This window comes from Flagellimonas lutaonensis, from assembly GCF_000963865.1.
In the GTDB taxonomy this organism is placed as follows: domain Bacteria; phylum Bacteroidota; class Bacteroidia; order Flavobacteriales; family Flavobacteriaceae; genus Flagellimonas_A; species Flagellimonas_A lutaonensis.
In genome coordinates, this window is record NZ_CP011071.1 from 1,207,992 (window position 1) to 1,225,905 (window position 17,914).

Annotated in this window: 15 protein-coding genes; 6 read left to right on the plus strand and 9 right to left on the minus strand. The window is 44.2% G+C overall.

The window, feature by feature from the left end; genetic code table 11:
* Window positions 1-38: 38 nt before the first annotated feature.
* Entirely contained in the window at window positions 39-1,532 is a 1,494-nt protein-coding gene (locus tag VC82_RS05645) for an ArnT family glycosyltransferase (RefSeq protein ID WP_045801503.1), read from the plus strand.
* Here VC82_RS05645 and bioD read toward each other — a convergent pair.
* From bioD to VC82_RS05660, 3 genes are read right to left on the minus strand one after another with little or no spacing between them, the layout of a single operon-like run.
* The gene (gene bioD, locus VC82_RS05650) at window positions 1,518-2,132 is read right to left on the minus strand and encodes a dethiobiotin synthase (RefSeq protein WP_045801504.1); all 615 of its coding nucleotides are present in this window, start codon (window positions 2,130-2,132) and stop codon (window positions 1,518-1,520) included. The two genes, VC82_RS05645 and bioD, sit on opposite strands and share 15 nt — an antisense overlap.
* Window positions 2,129-2,515, minus strand: a complete 387-nt coding sequence (locus tag VC82_RS05655; RefSeq protein ID WP_045801505.1) for a putative signal transducing protein — start codon at window positions 2,513-2,515, stop codon at window positions 2,129-2,131. The genes bioD and VC82_RS05655 overlap by 4 nt, the downstream gene beginning before the upstream one ends.
* Entirely contained in the window at window positions 2,508-3,671 is a 1,164-nt protein-coding gene (locus VC82_RS05660) for an aminotransferase class I/II-fold pyridoxal phosphate-dependent enzyme (protein ID WP_045801506.1), read from the minus strand. Before VC82_RS05660 ends, VC82_RS05655 begins: the two co-directional genes overlap by 8 nt.
* A 26-nt stretch (window positions 3,672-3,697) precedes the next feature.
* Here VC82_RS05660 and VC82_RS05665 point away from each other — a divergent pair, with 26 nt between their 5' ends.
* On the plus strand, window positions 3,698-4,234 hold the full coding sequence (locus tag VC82_RS05665) for a GNAT family N-acetyltransferase (protein WP_045801507.1): 537 nt from the start codon (window positions 3,698-3,700) through the stop codon (window positions 4,232-4,234).
* A 582-nt stretch (window positions 4,235-4,816) separates the two neighbouring features.
* On the opposite strand, the gene VC82_RS05675 is transcribed toward VC82_RS05665, so the two are convergent.
* The 6 genes from VC82_RS05675 to VC82_RS05700 all read right to left on the minus strand — a co-directional run bounded on the left by VC82_RS05675 (window position 4,817) and on the right by VC82_RS05700 (window position 14,455).
* Window positions 4,817-5,095: a F0F1 ATP synthase subunit delta/epsilon gene (locus VC82_RS05675; protein WP_045801509.1), complete on the minus strand. Its 279-nt coding sequence runs from the start codon at window positions 5,093-5,095 to the stop codon at window positions 4,817-4,819.
* 89 nt (window positions 5,096-5,184) lie between these two features.
* Complete coding sequence (gene atpD, locus VC82_RS05680) at window positions 5,185-6,693, minus strand: F0F1 ATP synthase subunit beta (protein ID WP_045801510.1); 1,509 nt, start codon at window positions 6,691-6,693, stop codon at window positions 5,185-5,187.
* A 167-nt stretch (window positions 6,694-6,860) separates the two neighbouring features.
* Complete coding sequence (locus VC82_RS05685; RefSeq protein ID WP_045801511.1) at window positions 6,861-9,611, minus strand: TonB-dependent receptor; 2,751 nt, start codon at window positions 9,609-9,611, stop codon at window positions 6,861-6,863.
* Window positions 9,612-9,807: 196 nt separating this feature from the next.
* On the minus strand, window positions 9,808-11,655 hold the full coding sequence (gene glmS, locus VC82_RS05690; protein WP_045801512.1) for a glutamine--fructose-6-phosphate transaminase (isomerizing): 1,848 nt from the start codon (window positions 11,653-11,655) through the stop codon (window positions 9,808-9,810).
* A gap of 116 nt (window positions 11,656-11,771) precedes the next feature.
* Window positions 11,772-13,640, minus strand: a complete 1,869-nt coding sequence (locus VC82_RS05695; RefSeq protein WP_045801513.1) for a DUF4270 domain-containing protein — start codon at window positions 13,638-13,640, stop codon at window positions 11,772-11,774.
* A 5-nt stretch (window positions 13,641-13,645) separates the two neighbouring features.
* Window positions 13,646-14,455: a glycogen/starch synthase gene (locus VC82_RS05700; RefSeq protein WP_045801514.1), complete on the minus strand. Its 810-nt coding sequence runs from the start codon at window positions 14,453-14,455 to the stop codon at window positions 13,646-13,648.
* A 98-nt stretch (window positions 14,456-14,553) separates the two neighbouring features.
* Between VC82_RS05700 and panC the strand changes: the two genes are divergently transcribed.
* The 4 genes from panC to VC82_RS05720 are packed head-to-tail and all read left to right on the plus strand — an operon-like array spanning window position 14,554 to window position 17,900.
* On the plus strand, window positions 14,554-15,402 hold the full coding sequence (gene panC / locus VC82_RS05705; RefSeq protein ID WP_045801515.1) for a pantoate--beta-alanine ligase: 849 nt from the start codon (window positions 14,554-14,556) through the stop codon (window positions 15,400-15,402).
* A gap of 13 nt (window positions 15,403-15,415) precedes the next feature.
* A complete protein-coding gene (gene panD, locus VC82_RS05710) occupies window positions 15,416-15,766 on the plus strand; it encodes an aspartate 1-decarboxylase (protein ID WP_045801516.1) in 351 nt (116 codons plus the stop codon).
* Between the two features lie 2 nt (window positions 15,767-15,768).
* Window positions 15,769-16,734, plus strand: a complete 966-nt coding sequence (locus VC82_RS05715) for a lysylphosphatidylglycerol synthase transmembrane domain-containing protein (RefSeq protein ID WP_045801517.1) — start codon at window positions 15,769-15,771, stop codon at window positions 16,732-16,734.
* A 23-nt stretch (window positions 16,735-16,757) separates the two neighbouring features.
* On the plus strand, window positions 16,758-17,900 hold the full coding sequence (locus tag VC82_RS05720; protein ID WP_045801518.1) for an alpha/beta hydrolase: 1,143 nt from the start codon (window positions 16,758-16,760) through the stop codon (window positions 17,898-17,900).
* Window positions 17,901-17,914 lie beyond the last annotated feature (14 nt).

Sequence of the window (17,914 nt, forward strand, 5' to 3'; positions counted from 1 at the left end):
GCAAAGATGGGGAATAATACCAAAAACCGAGGGGCCTGATGTTTAAAAAAGTTCTTCACTTTTTAACTCCTGATTACACCATGATGAAAGAAAGAAACCTTTTCTTTCTTCTTTTTATTTTCTCTCTTTTTATCCGATTTCCTTTCTTTTTTCGTGATTACATTGACCGAGACGAAAGCACCTTTATTCTTATGGGCCAGTCTTGGGTCAATGGTCATTTGCCCTACACCGAACTCTGGGATCTGAAGCCCCCTGTCATTTTCCTGTTTTTTGGTGCCGTTATCTATTTCTTTGGTAAAAGTTTTATTGCCATTCGATTGGCCGGCACCCTACTTGTTGCCCTTACCGCCCTTTTTACCTACAAAGTGGGCGTTAGGGCAATTTCTAAAAAGATGGCTATCTGGGCTTCATTTTTAACAGTACCCCTACTTAGCCTTTTCGGCAGTTTGCAGGGAGTGATGTCTGAACATATTTGCATTGCCTTTTTTATGATGGCCCTTTACTGGTCACTGTTTAAACGGAAATGGTATTGGCTATTGCTCTCAGGTATTTTTTATGGGCTTTCTTTCATGTCTAAATTGAACATTGCATATCCTATTTTCTTTTTAGGCCTCTTTTTATGTTGGGAAGCATTTAGAGACAAAAGAGTAATGGCCGAGTGGCCAAAGTGGTTGTTGATTGTGTTGGGAATGGTACTGGTAGTAGCATTGACCGCGTTGCCATACCTGTTTTCCGGTGAGCTGCTGATTTGGTGGCAATCTGTTTTCGAAGCCCCTATGGCCTATTCAAGTTCAAAAACAAGTTCAAAGTTGGAGGCCATGGTTTTCTTCGTCTTGATAATCTTTCTTGGTTGGTTGGCCAATAGAAAAAAAATCCTCGATTTTCACCAAAGAGAAGTGGCCATATTCTTTGTGCTGCCACTGGGCATGGCCCTTTCCTTTGTGCAAATAGGAAAGGTGAACGGGCATTATTTGATACAGCTATACCCTTTTCTTTTGATTTTGACCTTCATGGCAACATCTAAGATAGTTCTTGCCAAAAAATCATACTTAAAGGCTATTCCTTTGCTAATGCTGCCATTGGTCCCTATGGAGGCTTATCTAGAGTATGCCAATATAATCAACCACAAAGTTGAAAAAGGAACTTTCTACAATGGTGAAGGAATCGAGATTCCGGCTTATCTTATAAAAAATGACTTAGAAACGGAAAATGTTTTTTTTCTAGAATATCATATTGGATATTGGCTTTTAGGAACCAACCCCCCCACCAAAGCGGCAACCCACCCAAGCAACATTGCCAGGGATGCCCTTTTTCCGCACATGCAAAACCCACGTACGACAAGTGCTGAAGAGCTACGATATATTATGGAGGAAATACGGCCAAGCATCATCGTGGCCAGAAAAGGAAAACGGCCTTTTGACAAACAGTTTATTGCCCTCAATTTCTACGTCAATATCTACTTGCAAAAACATTATAAATTGATCAAAACCATTGACCGTGGTCTCATTTACCAACGACTAGAACAGCTTTAGTTTTTGTTTGAATCGAGTAGCATATTTCTTAACAACCTTTTTATTAAAGTTCTCTTCTTCATCAATACGCCCTAAAAGGGTAGCCTTTGTTTTTTCAAGAATGATGCTCTCAGAAGTGGAGTGCTCATTTCCACTAAAAACAATGCCGACTTTGAACCCTTGTTGTTGAAGGGCATTGATGGTCAGCAGCGAATGGTTGATGCTGCCAAGGTAGTGCCGTGATACCACCACAACCTTGTACTCGGGTTTTATCAAATCGAAGATGGTGTCTTTGTTGTTCAACGGAACCAATAATCCGCCCGCACCCTCGATGACCAGATGGTTATCGGTTTTGGGTTCCACAATACACTGCAAATCGATTTCGGTTCCATCAATTTCAGCCGCCGCATGCGGACTCATGGGTGTTTTCAAAGCGTAACTGTTCGGATGGATGACCGACTTCGAATTGGAAATCAATTCTTTGACCTTATCACTGTCAGAGTGGTGCAGGTCTCCTGCCTGAACGGGCTTCCAATAATCAGCCTGCAAAGCCTCTACCAAAATAGCCGAGGCTACTGTTTTTCCTACTTCAGTGGAAATTCCTGTTACAAAAAGCTTCATCGACCGGGTTTGGTTATAAAGTTACATTGGTTGCATTTGTACTTCTTGGTCTCTAAAAATGGAAACAATTTGTACAAAAGTGTATTTCGCGCATAGTACACCTCTGATTTCTTGGCACCACAGTTTGGGCAAACAATTAAGTTGCCCTCTTCGTCAGTGGCAAAATTTCGAATGGAGTCGTAGATGGCCTTGGCCGCTGCCTCGTCATTTTTATGCACCAACAATTTGATACCCCCGAGGGCATTGCTGGCAAAGGGCTCTACACTTACCGTATTTTCATCTTTGAGCCGAACCTCAAAGCCTTCAGATTCGAGCCTTCCCTTAATGACCTGAACATCTGCCAAGAATTCGAAACTTCCCAATACTACCCAATCGTTACCCATTGCCAAATTTTGAAATCAATTCCAATACTGTTCTTATTTCTTGCCTTGTATTATAATCATGCAGGCAGATCCGTAGCCGCTCATACCCCTTGGCAACCGTCGGGGCCAGGATGGGCCTCACATCAAATCCGTTCTGCATTAAAATTTCTGCACAGTGCCTCACCCTTTTGTTTCCACCCAAAACGGCAACTTGAATGGCCGAATCGCTTGACAAAAATAAATCTTGCAATCCATATTCGGACACGATTGACCTAAAGCGCTGTATCAGATTATAAAGACGTTCTCGTTTTTCTTTTCCCTCAGGCGCGTCCAACAGTTTATAGGCTGCTATTATTGAGGCTGTTGTATGGGGCGGTAGGGCAGTCGTATAGATAAGGCTTCGCGCAAAGTTTATCAAATAGGTCTTTAGCCCATTTGCACCCAAAATGGCAGCACCATGGCAGCCCAAAGCTTTGCCAAAGGTCACCAATCGGGCAAAGACTTTCTCTTCTAGGTCCAATTCGGCCACCAATCCTCTGCCTTGGCCCAATACCCCCACTGCATGGGCCTCGTCAACAATCAGGCACAGTTTGTGTTTGGCACAATAGTCTGCCATTGCCCCTAGGTCTGGTGAATCGCCATCCATCGAAAAGACTGACTCAGTGACCACATAGATTTCACTGTCCTCGCTTCTCGACTGAGCTCGAAGGGACATGGCTATCTTCTCATTTAAATCTTTCAGGTCGTTGTGTTTGAATTTGTAGCTTTTGGCATTTCCTAAAGCAATACCATCTCGAATACTGGCATGTGAAAGCTCGTCGTATAGAACAATATCGTTCCGCTGCGGCACCGAGGAGAAAAAGCCAAGATTGGCGTCATATCCTGAATTGAACACCAGGGCGGTTTGAGCCTTGTGAAAATGTGCTAAAACCGCTTCAAGTTCCTCCAGCAAGGGGTAATGGCCTGTCAACAATCTCGAGCCTGTGGCACCATTGGAACAAGCGCTTTCAAGCATCATACCCTCGGCCTGCCTCTGTATTTTCTTTTCCCGCGCCAGTCCGAGATAATCGTTGGACGAAAAATCGACCAAGTCTTTATAATTTGACAGCTTACGAAGAGCATTTTCATTTTTGCGCTTTTCAAGCCTTTGCCTTAGTTTTTTTGGGAAATTGGGCATATTTCAAAAGTACTATCTTTATTCAAATGACAGCTTCGGTAGGCTATAAACAAGCATCTACAGACTCAGAATTGAGGCAAATCTTGCATTTGCAGTCATGTAACCTTCCTGAAAATTTGGCGCCCGAGGAAAAGACCCGTGAAGGTTTTGTAACGGTTAAACACAACCTAGAATTGTTACGGCAGATGAACGCTGTATGCCCGCACACCCTTGCGGTACACAACGACAAGGTAATCGGCTACGCCCTATCGATGCACCCCAGCTTTGGCGACACCATTCCCATACTGAAACCAATGTTCCCCGAGATTGAGAAAATTGGGTTTTCCAGAAATGATTTTATCGTAATGGGCCAAATCTGTATCGCAAAGGCATATAGAGGCCGTGGTGTTTTCCGGGACCTTTACAAGCATATGAAACAATTTCTGATTCCCCCATTTAAACAGATAATCACTGAAGTGGATGTCAAAAACGTACGATCGCTCAATGCACACTTTGCAATTGGTTTCAAAGAAATTCACCGATACCGGTCATCAACCAATGAATGGGTTCTAATCAGTTTGTAAAGGCTTTAAATCTACCCATTTAAAATTATTCGGCTCAGTTGCGTCAAGCAGGTTTACCTTTAGTATTTCTGCAACCTCTTTGCCCATTTCAAAGGCCGGGGTCCGGTCTAAATTCTCATAAATCTTGAAATGACGATTTTGGGCATACCAAAGGTTTGTTTCAAAAACATAATTCCCGTTTGTGAGCAGTTGCCTAAAGACAGAAACATACTCAATCTCGGGCAAGCCTTTCCATTTTCCGACCCTTATGGGGCCAACCGAATATTGAATTTTATATCGGTCGTTTTGCAAATCAAAAATCCAATCTCTGACAACGGAAAAGAAAAGTCCATTTGTAAATGTCATTATAGAAAATACCAAAAAACCTACTCTCCCTTTAAGTTTGGTAAGGTCGGTGGTGTTAACCCAATTGCTGAAAAACAGAAACAGTAAAAGCACGGAAAGCGTAAAAAATAGTGCCGCCAAAGCAAGTTGCCATATTGGACGATTTCCTTCTTTTATTATGTATCCCTGCATAAAACAAAAAAGCTGTAAGCGAAATTATGCTTACAGCTTTAAATCTAATAAGAATTTTTATGCTGGCTAATCAGCCAAAACAATCACTTTGTTATCCTTCATCTCAACCGTACCGCTTGAAATTTCCAATACGGTTTCACCATTTGGGCCTTTTGAGAATTTATCTTCGAACCCCTCTTCTATGGTAACATCGCCCTGCACCTTGACCTTCCCTTCTTGCAAAAGCGAAACTACGGGTGCGTGGTTTTGCAACATTTGAAACTCACCGTTTACGCCCGGTACGGTCACCGAGTCAACTTCACCTGCGAACAAGGTCGCTTCTGGGGATACGATTTCTAGATACATATTCTTTAAATTTCAATGTTCAAATTCCAAATTCCAAAAAGATTGGATTTTGGTGCTTGAAATTTGAGATTTGCCAAACCTTGCTTGGTTTATGCTTCAGCCAACATTTTCTCACCAGCTTCAATGGCTTCTTCGATGGTCCCTTTTAGGTTAAATGCTGATTCTGGCAGGTGGTCCAATTCTCCGTCCATAATCATATTAAAGCCTTTGATGGTATCTTTGATATCAACCAAAACACCAGGAATACCAGTAAACTGCTCAGCCACGTGGAACGGCTGTGACAAGAAACGCTGAACACGTCGTGCACGGCCCACAGCAAGCTTATCTTCCTCTGAAAGCTCTTCCATACCCAAGATGGCAATGATATCTTGAAGCTCTTTATAGCGCTGTAACAACTCTTTTACGCGCTGGGCACACTCATAGTGCTCTTTACCCAAAATCTCTGGGGTAAGAATACGAGAGGTAGAATCCAACGGATCTACCGCTGGATAAATACCCAACTCAGCAATCTTACGAGACAATACAGTTGTCGCATCCAAGTGGGCAAAAGTAGTAGCCGGTGCAGGGTCGGTCAAGTCATCTGCAGGTACGTAGACCGCCTGTACCGATGTAATAGATCCTCTTTTTGTAGAGGTAATTCGTTCTTGCATGGCACCCATCTCTGTGGCCAATGTTGGTTGGTAACCCACCGCTGAAGGCATCCTTCCCAAAAGGGCCGATACCTCAGAACCGGCCTGGGTAAACCGGAAAATATTGTCAATAAAGAAAAGTACATCCTTACCTTGACCGTCACCAGCACCATCACGGAAGTACTCAGCGATGGTCAATCCAGAAAGGGCCACACGAGCCCTTGCCCCTGGTGGTTCGTTCATCTGGCCAAACACAAACGTTGCCTTTGATTCTTTCATGGCCTTTTTATCGACCTTTGAAAGATCCCAACCGCCTTCTTCCATAGAATGCAAGAAATCGTCACCATATTTGATAATGCCCGACTCCAACATCTCACGCAACAGGTCGTTACCCTCACGGGTACGCTCACCAACACCAGCAAAAACCGAAAGACCACCGTGACCTTTTGCGATGTTGTTGATCAACTCTTGGATCAATACGGTTTTACCTACCCCGGCACCTCCAAACAATCCAATCTTCCCTCCTTTTGCATACGGCTCAATAAGGTCAATTACCTTGATACCTGTATAAAGTACCTCGGTCGAAGTGGAAAGATCTTCGAATTTGGGTGCCTCACGGTGTATAGGCAGACCGTTATCACCCGTTTTGGGAAGGTCTTCCATTCCGTCGATGGCATCACCCACTACATTGAAAAGTCGGCCATATACATCTTCGCCAATGGGCATTTGAATGGCACTACCGGTAGCAACTACATCAACACCCCTGCTCAATCCGTCGGTAGAGTCCATTGAAATGGTCCGCACAGTGTTCTCACCAACGTGCGATTGCACCTCGAGCACCAATTTAGAGCCATCGGCCTTGGTAATCTCCAGTGAATCGTAAATCTTTGGAATCTCGGTTCCGGATTCAAACTCTACATCAATGACCGGCCCGATGATCTGGGCAACTTTTCCTGTAATCTTTGACATTACTTATCTGTTTGTGTTTTATTCTCTTATCTGCGGCGGAAAGTCTAAATTTTCCGGCTGCAAAGATATGCTTTTACATTTTTAAATTGAAACTTCTTCAGCGCTTTTTTTGGGCATAAAAAAGGCGCTGTTCAACAGCGCCTTTGACATTTATTATGTTTGCTTTTTTAGGGGTTTATAGTCCAAGAAATATAGTATATAGATCCGATTAGACCACTACCTACGGCTTGAAAATACTCTTCTCCCAAAATATTCGAACCACCTGCCTTGAACACTGATTTAATGCTCGGCACTGAGTAGTTTATTTGGGCATCAAGAACCGTATAGGCAGGAACGTCGCCATCCGCGAATGAAGCCTCCCAGAAGAAGCTGTCACTCCAACGATAGTTCACGCCAAAACCAAAGTTCTTAAATAAATCAGTCTTGCCAAAAGAGGCCTTCACCTTGTGTTCAGGACTATTGAAATTGGTTCGTATGCCACGTGCCCGTAATTGCTTGGCATCTTCTAGCTTTGTATAGGTGTAATTGACCCCCAAATCAAACCCGGCGATTTTCGTGTCAATACCCAGTGTGCCCCCATAAGAGGTTATTTCTTCCGATGAATTGGTATATACTTGGTAAACCTGTGTATCACCATTTTGCAGTGCCAATAGCGATAAGCCACCATCCCCGGCCTCACCGTAAAATGGCACGAGCACCTGTGTTTGGGAAATAAAGTTACTGTAGCTGTTGTAATAGCCGCTAGCATCAATGGTGAATTTACCCACTTGGGCACGATAGCCCAGTTCATAAGCTGTTATTTCTTCAGGTTGCACCAATGGTGTATTAACGGCTGTCGGATTACCGGCAAGTACAGATGCCGCTGAAAATGCATTTTCATAAGCGGCCCTACCAACCACTTGTACGGTTGGTGAACCCGTTATGGCCTGCCCTTGTGGGCTAACATCAAAGGTTCTTACATCCCTGTCCAAATTCGCAGGCGCCGAACCTACCAAGATGGCAACTCCGGCATCGAGCCCGATAAACAAATCTTGTGTGGTCGGGTTTCTGAAACCTTGCTGCACCGAAGCTCTGATGTTGTGGTTGCGATTCTCACCCAAGGTCACTGACAAGCCCGCCCGGGGAGAAACAAATCCATCAAAAAATTCGTTTTTGTCATAACGGCCAGAAACGGTCAGTTTCACCCTCTCGTCGGCAAATTTCTTCTGCAGTTGGGCATATCCACCGTACTCATTATAGGTGATGGGCCCGTCAATATCTGTAAAGATGGTACCTTGAGAGTTCAGTTCATATTCCCTAAAGGAACCCCCTATTTGGATATCTGCCCAATCATCTATCAAATGGGCCAAGTTGTAATTACCGTTTACGTGGCGAAACTTGGTATTATCGATAAACTTCGCGCCAGTGGTCAGATCACCATCACTGATCACGGCATTGAACGCCCTTTCAAACTCTGGGGTGCCGGGTATCAGCCTACCGGTATCTGCAGCAGCCCTTGCCGCGGCATGAGCCTGCTCATCTGTGGCTTGTACACCAGTACCAACACCCAACTTGGCGCCAATGAAAGTTTGCGCGTACTCGGTAAACCATTGTGTATCAGATTTCCACCTACGGTTTACATTGATGGCCGCAAACCTAGTGTCATATGCATCACCTGAATTCTCGGAAACAATGTATCCGCGAATAAAAAAGTTATCGTTTCTTACTTCCAATTTATGCTGTTGCATTTTAAAGCCCGCTACTGAATAACGGTTTGCTCCTTGGTAAATGGTGGTGCCCCTTCCTATTCTACCGTTATAAATAAATTCAAGGTCATCACCGAACGGGCGATAGTGCAGTGCCCAATCTGCTTTCACACTCTCAGCATTGTAATTGGCCAAATCCCTTTCGTGGTAACCGGTTCGTGTTACAAATGCAGATCCCACTGTGCCGGAAGGAAGTCCAGCTGCCGCGTCAAAATTAAGTAGGGTTCCTACCTCATCACCGTACACGTTCAACCCATTATAGGCCGGGTCGGTTCTATCGGCACTGGGATTGTTCACATCCACCGTGCTTACAGCGTGCCAATCCTCGCCTGTCATGTACGAAAAGCTTGTTTTTATTGCAAATTTATCGCTAAAGGCATGGGCTGCCCGAATACCAAAATCGTAGTAGTTGTTATCCCCGGCAGCTTCCTGCGATGTAAGTCCCGTTTTTACGTATGCACTGATGCCCTGAAAGTCAAAGGGATTTTTACTACGCATAAACAAAATTCCATTAAATGCACCTGCGCCATACAATGCAGAAGATGCCCCTGGAAGAATCTCTACACTTTGAACATCAAGCTCGTTCATACCGACCAAGTTACCGAGAACAAAGTTTAGCCCTGGGGCGGTATTGTCCATACCATCGACCAACTGCAGAAAGCGCGTATTGGCAAAGGTCGCAAAGCCCCTAGTGTTGATGGATTGAAAGGTGAGACTGTTGGTATTGATATCCACCCCCTTCAGATTTTGCAGCCCTCCGTAGAAAGACTCTGCTGTAGTGTTCTGGATATCACGAATGCCAAAGCGCTCTACCGATACCGGCGATTCAAAAATCCGTTCCGGGGTTCTTGATGCCGAAATCACGATTTCATCCAACATGGTGGACGCTTCACTCAGCGTTACATTTACCGTTTGGTTGCTTGAAGTGATACTTACTGTTGCATCGGCATATCCGATATTGGAAATTCGCAGTTGAAAAGGTGGGTTTTCTGAAGTGTTGAACTCAAAATTACCATCGAAATCAGTGGTTGTGCCCTCTGCCTTGCCTACCAAGACCACATTTGCCCCTGGAACAGGTTCGCCGTTCTCATCCACTACCTTACCCTGAACCGTTGTTTGCGAGTAAGCAATAAAACCAAACAACAGAAAGGAAGCAAGCAATATTCTTCTCATGATTGCTAAGATTAGTTAAATTAGTTAATTTTTACAGGTGGAATATACATTTTTTTTTTACTTCTGTCGCCACAAAAGATCTAAAAATTATGCATGCATAATATCTAGTTCGCAACGCATTGTCTCAAAAATTAAATTATCAATAAAAAAGCCGCCTAAAATTGGCGGCTTTTTATATTAAACGTGGTATGCCTTGTTACTCGACCGTAACCGATTTTGCCAAGTTTCTAGGTTGATCAACATTGCAGCCGCGCATTACTGCGATATGGTAAGAGAGCAATTGTAAGGGAATTGTTGTTAGTAACGGCGTCATGCTCTCAGAGGCTTCTGGCACTTCGACCACATGATCTGCCAACTCTTTGACCGTATTGTCACCTTCGGTGACAACAGCGATGATCTTACCCTTTCTAGACTTGATCTCTTGAATATTGCTGACCACTTTTTCGTAATGGCCCTTTCTAGTGGCAATGACCACTACTGGCATCTGTTCGTCAATAAGTGCTATTGGGCCGTGCTTCATTTCTGCTGCCGGATAGCCTTCTGCATGTATATAACTTATTTCCTTCAATTTCAAGGCGCCTTCGAGTGCCACTGGGAAGTTATAGCCGCGACCCAAATAAAGACAGTTTGAAGAATCTTTGTACACCTCTGAAATTTTCTCTATCAATGGGTTTGTTTCCAGGGTTCTTTCCACCTTTTGGGGAATACCCTCCAGTTCTGTCAAGAGTTCATGGTACTTAGACTCTGAGAAAACGCCCTTTTCTTTGGCCAATTTCATCGCAATCATCATCAGCACGGTAATTTGGGTGGTAAATGCCTTGGTAGAGGCCACGCCAATTTCTGGACCCGCATGGGTATAGGCCCCGGCATCGGTCTCTCGTGCAATGGATGAGCCCACCACATTGCAAACGCCAAAAACAAAAGCGCCATTTTCTTTGGCCAATTTAATGGCCGCCAAGGTGTCTGCCGTCTCACCCGATTGGGATATGGCTATCAGCACGTCGTTCTCTGTAATCACAGGGTTTCGATACCGGAACTCAGATGCATACTCCACTTCTACGGGTATGCGTGCCATATCCTCAAAAATGTACTCGGCCACCAAGCCGGCATGCCAAGAGGTGCCACAGGCAACTATGATGATCCGGTTGGCGTTGAGAAACCTTTCGCTGTTTTGGTCAATCCCCGCCATTTTTATAATACCTTGATCTGGCCTTAACCTTCCTCTAAATGTATCATGTATTGCCCTGGGTTGTTCGTAAATCTCTTTCAGCATAAAATGCTCATACCCTCCTTTTTCTATCTCCTCAAGATTTAGTTGAAGTTCAAGGATATTCGGGTAGGCTATTGCATCATCTTTGATCTTACGCATCTTGATCTCTTTGCCAATTCTGACAATGGCCATTTCTTCATCCTCGAGATACACTGCGTTGTTCGTGAACTCTATGAACGGTGAAGCATCTGAAGCAATAAAATATTCGTTCTCCCCAATGCCAATGGCCAACGGGCTTCCGAGTTTGGCCACCACTATCTCATCAGGCTTGTTCTTGTCAAAAACGGCAATGGCATAAGCTCCCACCACTTGGTTCAAAGCAATCTGAACCGCCTTGCCCAGTTTCACCCCTTCTTTTTTCTTTACTTCCTCAATAAGGTTCACCAATACCTCGGTATCTGTATCAGATTCGAAAGTATAGCCTCTTTTTACAAGGGCCTTTTTGATTGATTCATAATTTTCAATGATACCATTGTGGATAATGGCCAAATCACCTGAATTTGAGAAGTGCGGGTGTGAGTTGATGTCGTTAGGAACCCCATGGGTGGCCCATCTGGTGTGCCCCAATCCTAACTTTCCATTGGTTGGCATGGTGCTTTCTGCCTTGTTCTTCAGGTCTTCCACCTTGCCCTTGGTCTTTGCCAAGCGCATGTTTTCTCCGTCGAAGAGCACGACCCCGGCACTATCGTAGCCACGGTACTCTAGACGCTGTAACCCTTTTATAATGATGGGGTAGGCATCTCTATGCCCAATATACCCGACAATTCCACACATAACTAAGTAGTTTTCAATTGATTTAGATAAACAAAATTACTTTTTGAGGGGGAAAATCAAACTATATCGGTTGTAAAACGTAAAAAATCCGTCAGTGGTATAAACTAAACAAGCAATTAGTTGGCCTCGGTAAAGAAAATCTCAAGTTTTAGTTTTTTCTCTTCATTCGAGGCATCGACGTTGCTACCGAACAACACAGTTCCAAATGGATTCACGGTTGACATAACGGGAACATCAATTTTCATGTTGTTTGCACCCATGGCTTCCCTCACGGCAGATTGTGAAATGTCAATATTTGAAGTAAGGGTCAGGGCCAATTTTGCATTGGCCGAATCTCGCACGATGATATTGTTTATGTGTTCTGTAATACGAACCGTATAGGTGTTTTGGTCTTCGTCAAGAATCCCTCCGAAATTGAGATAAAGGCCCAACGGATCGGTGTTTACAGAGCTCGCGGTTTCGGTGGCCAAATTGTAAATGGGCTGATTGGTCTCGGCATTGTAGATATAGATCCTCGGTGGCTGCTCTTTGACCATGTTGCTGTTGAGCAATTGCTCATCTACATGAAAGACCAGGTTTGCTTCATTGATAATCCAGTTTTTTGCCCGGATTTCCTCTAAAATCGGTGTTGCGTCAACCTCATCGAACAATTGAATTTCGGCCATTGCACCATCGCCACCTTTCAGATAGATTCTTGAAGCGTTCTCGCCGGTGTCAAGGTTGTCGGCAATTTCAGTTGGGAAACCATCGCTCTCGAAGGTATTCACAGCATTGCCTGAAATAACGCCATTGTTGTTCTGCAACAAATTGAATACCAGGTTGCGCTCTGTTTGTTCTATAAAATCGTCTGAGGTATCGGATGTAGTGTTGTTATTGTTATAATCATCGTATTCATAGGTGAGGGTTATGTTCGCCCTTGAAAGATCTAACAACAACATGATATCATCATCGGCGTCTATTGAAAGATGAATGCCCCTAAAGAATTCTACAAAATTGGCCTGGCTCAAGAGTTCTGAACTCCCTTCTTTGTCAAGAATATTCTCTTGGAAGAAATTCGGATCAAGTGGCACTCGAATCCCTGGATCAAGTCGGTTATCGACCGTCAACGATTCATCAACGTCAGGGGTGTCAGGGTCATCTTCGTTGAAGAAGAGTATTTCTTTATTGTCGATTTCGACTTCCCCATCAAAAAGAACATCTGAAACAAAATCGGGCGAAAATGTCTGCGTTGAAAAATATTCTTGTGCCTCTTCAAAATTGGTGTTGGGATCCAAGTCTCGCAAAAAGAATGTTGATCGCTCTACCTTTAGACGAAAAGGTGCCTCGATATTACCATAAATACTGTCAAGTTCGTAGGTCTTCGCAAAGGCATTTGAGATTGTGTCATCATCATCGGCATCGCCAATTCCGTCACCATCGGTATCGGGATCCAGCGGATTGAGGCCGCGAACCCTTTCGGTATTGTCGGTCAGGCCGTCGTTATCGCTATCGCTGTTAGGGTCTGTAGGGTCGACATCAAATGCATCATCAACGCCATCGCCATCACTGTCGCGTGAGCTATCTGGCGGCTGTTGATAGGGCAAGTATAAAAAGACTTCTTTTACCGTTTCGTTCTCTGGTATGGTCGATATACTTTCGTCATTATCGGAGTTGTATTCGGTTGCCTGTGAAAAGTCGCCAAAGGTGTTGTTCAACGTTCCTGTATTCGGGTTGATAGAAAATCTGACCTGACTGGTGATACTGGCCCTTCGTTTGCCATAGATGGGATCGTTGAAATTTCCGAGTTGATATATCGGCAGACGGTTTGTCTGTACCGCGTTCACTCTTTTGTTGTAGGCAAAAACGTCGTAAACGGCCTTTCCTGTGTTAAAGGGTTCTCCCCCGACAACACCTTCGCCAAGGGTTGTCAAATCTTCTTCACAAGACACCATCACCAAAAAAATCCCAACCAAGGTTGAAATTGTCGCCTTTCGCATAAGATTCATGAAAACTATTTTAAAACTTCCGAATTATAGAAATTGGCATATGCTTCTTCGGTTTCTTTGAAAGAAACATATGGCAGCACGGGTTTTGAAAGGTTGGAAATATGCTTGTCAAGTTCATCTGGAATCTGTTCGGAGGCTAAAATAATGGCATCTGAATGATCCACTGCAATTTTTAACAAATTATTATAGTCGGGCTTTTCTAAGGCTTTGATATCTTCAGTGGGTATTCCGTCGAATGCAATTTTATCTACAATGGCACTGTCAAGTTCACCTTCAAAACCTTGCCCATAGACCGAAGTAACGATCTTACTGTCTGCAAAAATCGGCTCATCGGCGTAGTACTTTCTTAAATACAGGGGCAAAAGTGATGCCAGCCAGCCGTGCACGTGTATAATGTCTGGCGACCAATTCAGTTTTTTGACCGTTTCAACCACGCCCTTCGCAAAGAAAATGGCCCGCTCATCGTTGTCAGGAAACAGGTTGCCATCGGCATCGGCAAAAGTACCCTTTCTCTTAAAGTACTCTTCGTTGTCGATGAAGTATACCTGAATACGTTCTTTGGGGATTGACGCCACTTTTATGATCAGTGGCATATCCATATCATTGATGACCAAATTCATGCCCGATAGCCGAATGACCTCATGCAGTTGATGCCGCCGCTCATTGATGTTGCCATATCGGGGCATAAAAATCCTGATCTGGCCGCCCTTGCTGTTGACCATTCGGGGCGCTTCGTATGACATCAATGAAACTGGGTTCTCGGGGAGGTAAGGCACTAATTCAGAAGATACAAACAATATCTTTTTACCATTCATAGACCGATTCTTTTTTTCCTGAAACGTAGGTGCAAAAGTACAAAAATTATGCCGATTACCAGTATTTATGGTATTTTTGCACGCCTTTATTACCATATATGCACCTTATTGAAGACAAACGGCACCTTCAAGCGGTTCTCGCTGCAGAACGCCAAAAAAACCATTCCATCGGTCTAGTGCCCACCATGGGTGCCCTGCACTATGGCCACCTGTCTTTGGTCAAAAGGGCACTTTCTGAAAATGGGGTGGTGGTGGTCAGTATTTTTGTGAATCCCACACAGTTCGACAATCAAAATGACCTTAAAAACTACCCAAGCAACTTAGAAAGGGACCTCGACCTATTGAACGCGCTTTCTGAAGACATTTTGGTATTTGCGCCATCGAAAACCGAAATCTATCCGGGTGAAATCGCTCCACAGAAATTTAAATTCGGGGGATTGGAAAAAACGATGGAAGGCCAATACCGAAACGGACATTTTGACGGGGTCGCCACCATCGTTGAACTATTGTTGAAAACTGTTGGGCCCGATAAGGCCTATTTTGGCGAAAAAGATTTTCAGCAGTTACAAATTGTGAGAAAACTGGTCAGATCAAAACAGATTCCCGTAGAGATCATAGGCTGTCCGATCCAAAGGGAAGCCAACGGCCTGGCCATGAGTTCACGAAATGAAAGGTTGCCAAAAGAAGTGCGACAAAGGGCCGGATTCATCTTTGAGACCCTAAAGACCGCCAAAAGGCAATTTGGCATGAAAAGTGCAGATTATTTGAGGAAATGGGTGAAAGACCAATTCAAGGCTAACAACGATTTTGATTTGGAATATTTCGAAATCACAGACGAAGAAAAACTTGCACCCATCCAAAGAAAAAGAAAAAACAAAAAATATAGGGCGTTCATAGCCGTTTATGCCAAGGGTGTACGGCTCATCGACAATATCGCCCTCAATTGATTAATTTTGCGCCATGCAGATTGAAGTAGTAAAATCGAAGATTCATCGTGTAAAGGTTACGGGTGCCGATCTGAACTATATCGGCAGTATTACTATTGATGAAGACTTGATGGACGCCGCCAACATCATTCGTGGCGAAAAGGTTCAGATCGTGAACAACAACAATGGCGAACGATTGGAAACTTACGCCATACCGGGACCCAGGGGAACGGGCGAGGTAACCCTCAATGGGGCCGCGGCCCGAAAGGTCTCCGTTGGCGATGTGCTCATTTTGATCACCTACGCTTGGATGGGTGTCAAAGAGGCCAAAGAGTTTAACCCTGCCCTGGTATTTCCTGATGAAAACACCAACCTGTTGAACTGATTTTGTCAAAATCGCTGAAAAAATCACTGAAAATTATCTTGCCCATCGCCTTTGGGGTGTTCTTGGTTTGGTATTCATACAATGCGACCACGGCCGAGGAAAGAGGGCAAATAGTGCACTATATCAAAAACGCCGATCCTTTCTGGGTGTCCCTCTCCATAGTAATCGGTATTCTTAGCCATATCTCAAGGGCCATACGGTGGAACTATATGCTGCAGCCAATGGGCTATAGCCCAAGATTGGGCAACAATGTGTTGATGATACTGATTGCCTATTTGGCCAATTTGGGCATCCCCAGGTCAGGTGAAATATTGAGGGCCTCCGCGCTGACCACTTACGAAGAAGTGCCTTTCGAAAAAGGCTTTGGCACCATCGTCACAGAAAGGGTGATCGACCTGATCATGTTGTTTCTCATCATTATAGTGGCCCTGCTGATGCAAACCTCGGTCATCATCGAATTCTTGAACGAAAAAGGCATCAATTTGGCGGGGGCCGCCCTAATCCTTGCTGTGGGCATCATCGGACTTTGGCTCAGCATAAAGTTTTTACGAAAATCGAAATCGGGTTGGGCCCATAAACTGAAAAATTTCCTGAAAGGACTGCTCGAGGGGGTCATGAGCGTCTTTAAAATGGAGAAAAAGTGGCCTTTTATTTTCCATACCCTATTTATTTGGGCGGCGTATATCGGTATGTTCTGGGTCATCAAATACACCGTGCCAGAAACGGTCGATCTTTCATTGGGCGAGTTGTTGGTCGCTTTCATAGCAGGTGCTTTTGCCATGTCGACCACCAATGGCGGTATCGGACTGTACCCCATAGCGGTGAGCGGCGCATTGGGCATTTACGGAATATCATCGGTTTCGGGCGATGCTTTCGGCTGGATCATGTGGATTGCCCAGACCTTGATGGTCGTGGTTTTCGGGGCAATATCTTTCGTGCTCTTACCGTTATTGAACAGGGGTCGATAAGACCTTTGTTTAAACCATACCCCATGAAGAAAATTTTACTCCCGATCATCGTTCTGTGTGGCTTTTTGGGCACCGCACAGGTCAAGAAAGAGATTTTTGAGTCGTTCAAACTGCAAGAAAGAAGGGATGTTTCCTACTATTTTCCCGAAGATTATGTAGAGGATAAAAAATATCCGCTCATCGTGGTACTCGATGCCGATTACCTCTTTGACCTGGTCGTGGCCCACAACAAATTTTACAGCAGACATGATAGGATGCCCCAGGCCATTATCGTGGGTGTACACCAAAGCGAGGGCGATATTCGTTGGGAAGACTGTGATTTTGAGCAAGCCTCGGGCCTGCCCACCGAAAAAGGGGTGAAATTTTATGAGTTCTTGGGAACAGAGCTGATCCCCTATCTCGAAACCAGCTACAGTACCGCCCCGTTCAAGATGTTCATCGGCTACGACATCACCGCCAATTTTGGCAATTATTTTCTGTTTAAGGATAAATCGTTCTTCAACGCCTACCTAAGCATTTCGCCCGTGTTGGCCACCGAAATGGAAAGTAGGGTGCCTTCTCGCCTTTCAGACATTGACCAAGAGATTTTTTACAATGTCGTTCTTGAAAAGGCCAAGACCGAAGACCGCAACAGAATTCTTCAGATGAACAATGCCATTTCTTCCATAAACAAAGAAAATGTCCACTACTTCTTTGATGAATATGAAGACGCAGACCATGTCTCGATTGCTGCCTATGGCATCAGCAAATCTTTTGACAACATCTTCAAACCTTTTAGGCCCATTACACCCAAAGAATACAAAGAGCAGATTCTTACCGCTGATGTACCGGTCTTTGATTATTTAGAAAACCGTTATGCGATGATTGAAAAATTGCTGGGTTTCAAAAAAGAGGTCGAGTTGAACGATATTATGGCCATTTATGCGGCCAGTAGAAAAAAAGATGATTTCGAGTCGCTGAAACCCCTTGCGGAACTCTGTAAAAAACAATTTCCAGAGACCATGTTGGGTTTTTATTTTGAAGGCGAATACCTTGAAGAGCTGGGTGAGCCAAAAAAAGCCTTCAAGGCCTTTGAAAAGGCTTTTCAAATGAAAGAAATTGACTTTCTCACCAAAGAAATGGCCTTGGAAAAAATCGATGCCCTTAAAGCGGATTTTGGGTATTAAAAAGTTTTGGGTTT

Excerpts from the sequence above, each read along its gene's own strand:
- VC82_RS05645 (WP_045801503.1), top strand. The coding sequence starts at position 39 with ATGTTTAAAAAAGTTCTTCACTTTTTAACTCCTGATTACACCATGATG.
- VC82_RS05660 (WP_045801506.1), bottom strand. The coding sequence starts at position 3,671 with ATGCCCAATTTCCCAAAAAAACTAAGGCAAAGGCTTGAAAAGCGCAAA.
- VC82_RS05720 (WP_045801518.1), top strand. The coding sequence starts at position 16,758 with ATGAAGAAAATTTTACTCCCGATCATCGTTCTGTGTGGCTTTTTGGGC.
- VC82_RS05700 (WP_045801514.1), bottom strand. The coding sequence starts at position 14,455 with ATGAATGGTAAAAAGATATTGTTTGTATCTTCTGAATTAGTGCCTTAC.
- glmS (WP_045801512.1), bottom strand. The coding sequence starts at position 11,655 with ATGTGTGGAATTGTCGGGTATATTGGGCATAGAGATGCCTACCCCATC.
- bioD (WP_045801504.1), bottom strand. The coding sequence starts at position 2,132 with ATGAAGCTTTTTGTAACAGGAATTTCCACTGAAGTAGGAAAAACAGTA.
- VC82_RS05675 (WP_045801509.1), bottom strand. The coding sequence starts at position 5,095 with ATGTATCTAGAAATCGTATCCCCAGAAGCGACCTTGTTCGCAGGTGAA.
- VC82_RS05685 (WP_045801511.1), bottom strand. The coding sequence starts at position 9,611 with ATGAGAAGAATATTGCTTGCTTCCTTTCTGTTGTTTGGTTTTATTGCT.
- atpD (WP_045801510.1), bottom strand. The coding sequence starts at position 6,693 with ATGTCAAAGATTACAGGAAAAGTTGCCCAGATCATCGGGCCGGTCATT.
- VC82_RS05655 (WP_045801505.1), bottom strand. The coding sequence starts at position 2,515 with ATGGGTAACGATTGGGTAGTATTGGGAAGTTTCGAATTCTTGGCAGAT.
- VC82_RS05665 (WP_045801507.1), top strand. The coding sequence starts at position 3,698 with ATGACAGCTTCGGTAGGCTATAAACAAGCATCTACAGACTCAGAATTG.
- VC82_RS05695 (WP_045801513.1), bottom strand. The coding sequence starts at position 13,640 with ATGAATCTTATGCGAAAGGCGACAATTTCAACCTTGGTTGGGATTTTT.
- panC (WP_045801515.1), top strand. The coding sequence starts at position 14,554 with ATGCACCTTATTGAAGACAAACGGCACCTTCAAGCGGTTCTCGCTGCA.
- panD (WP_045801516.1), top strand. The coding sequence starts at position 15,416 with ATGCAGATTGAAGTAGTAAAATCGAAGATTCATCGTGTAAAGGTTACG.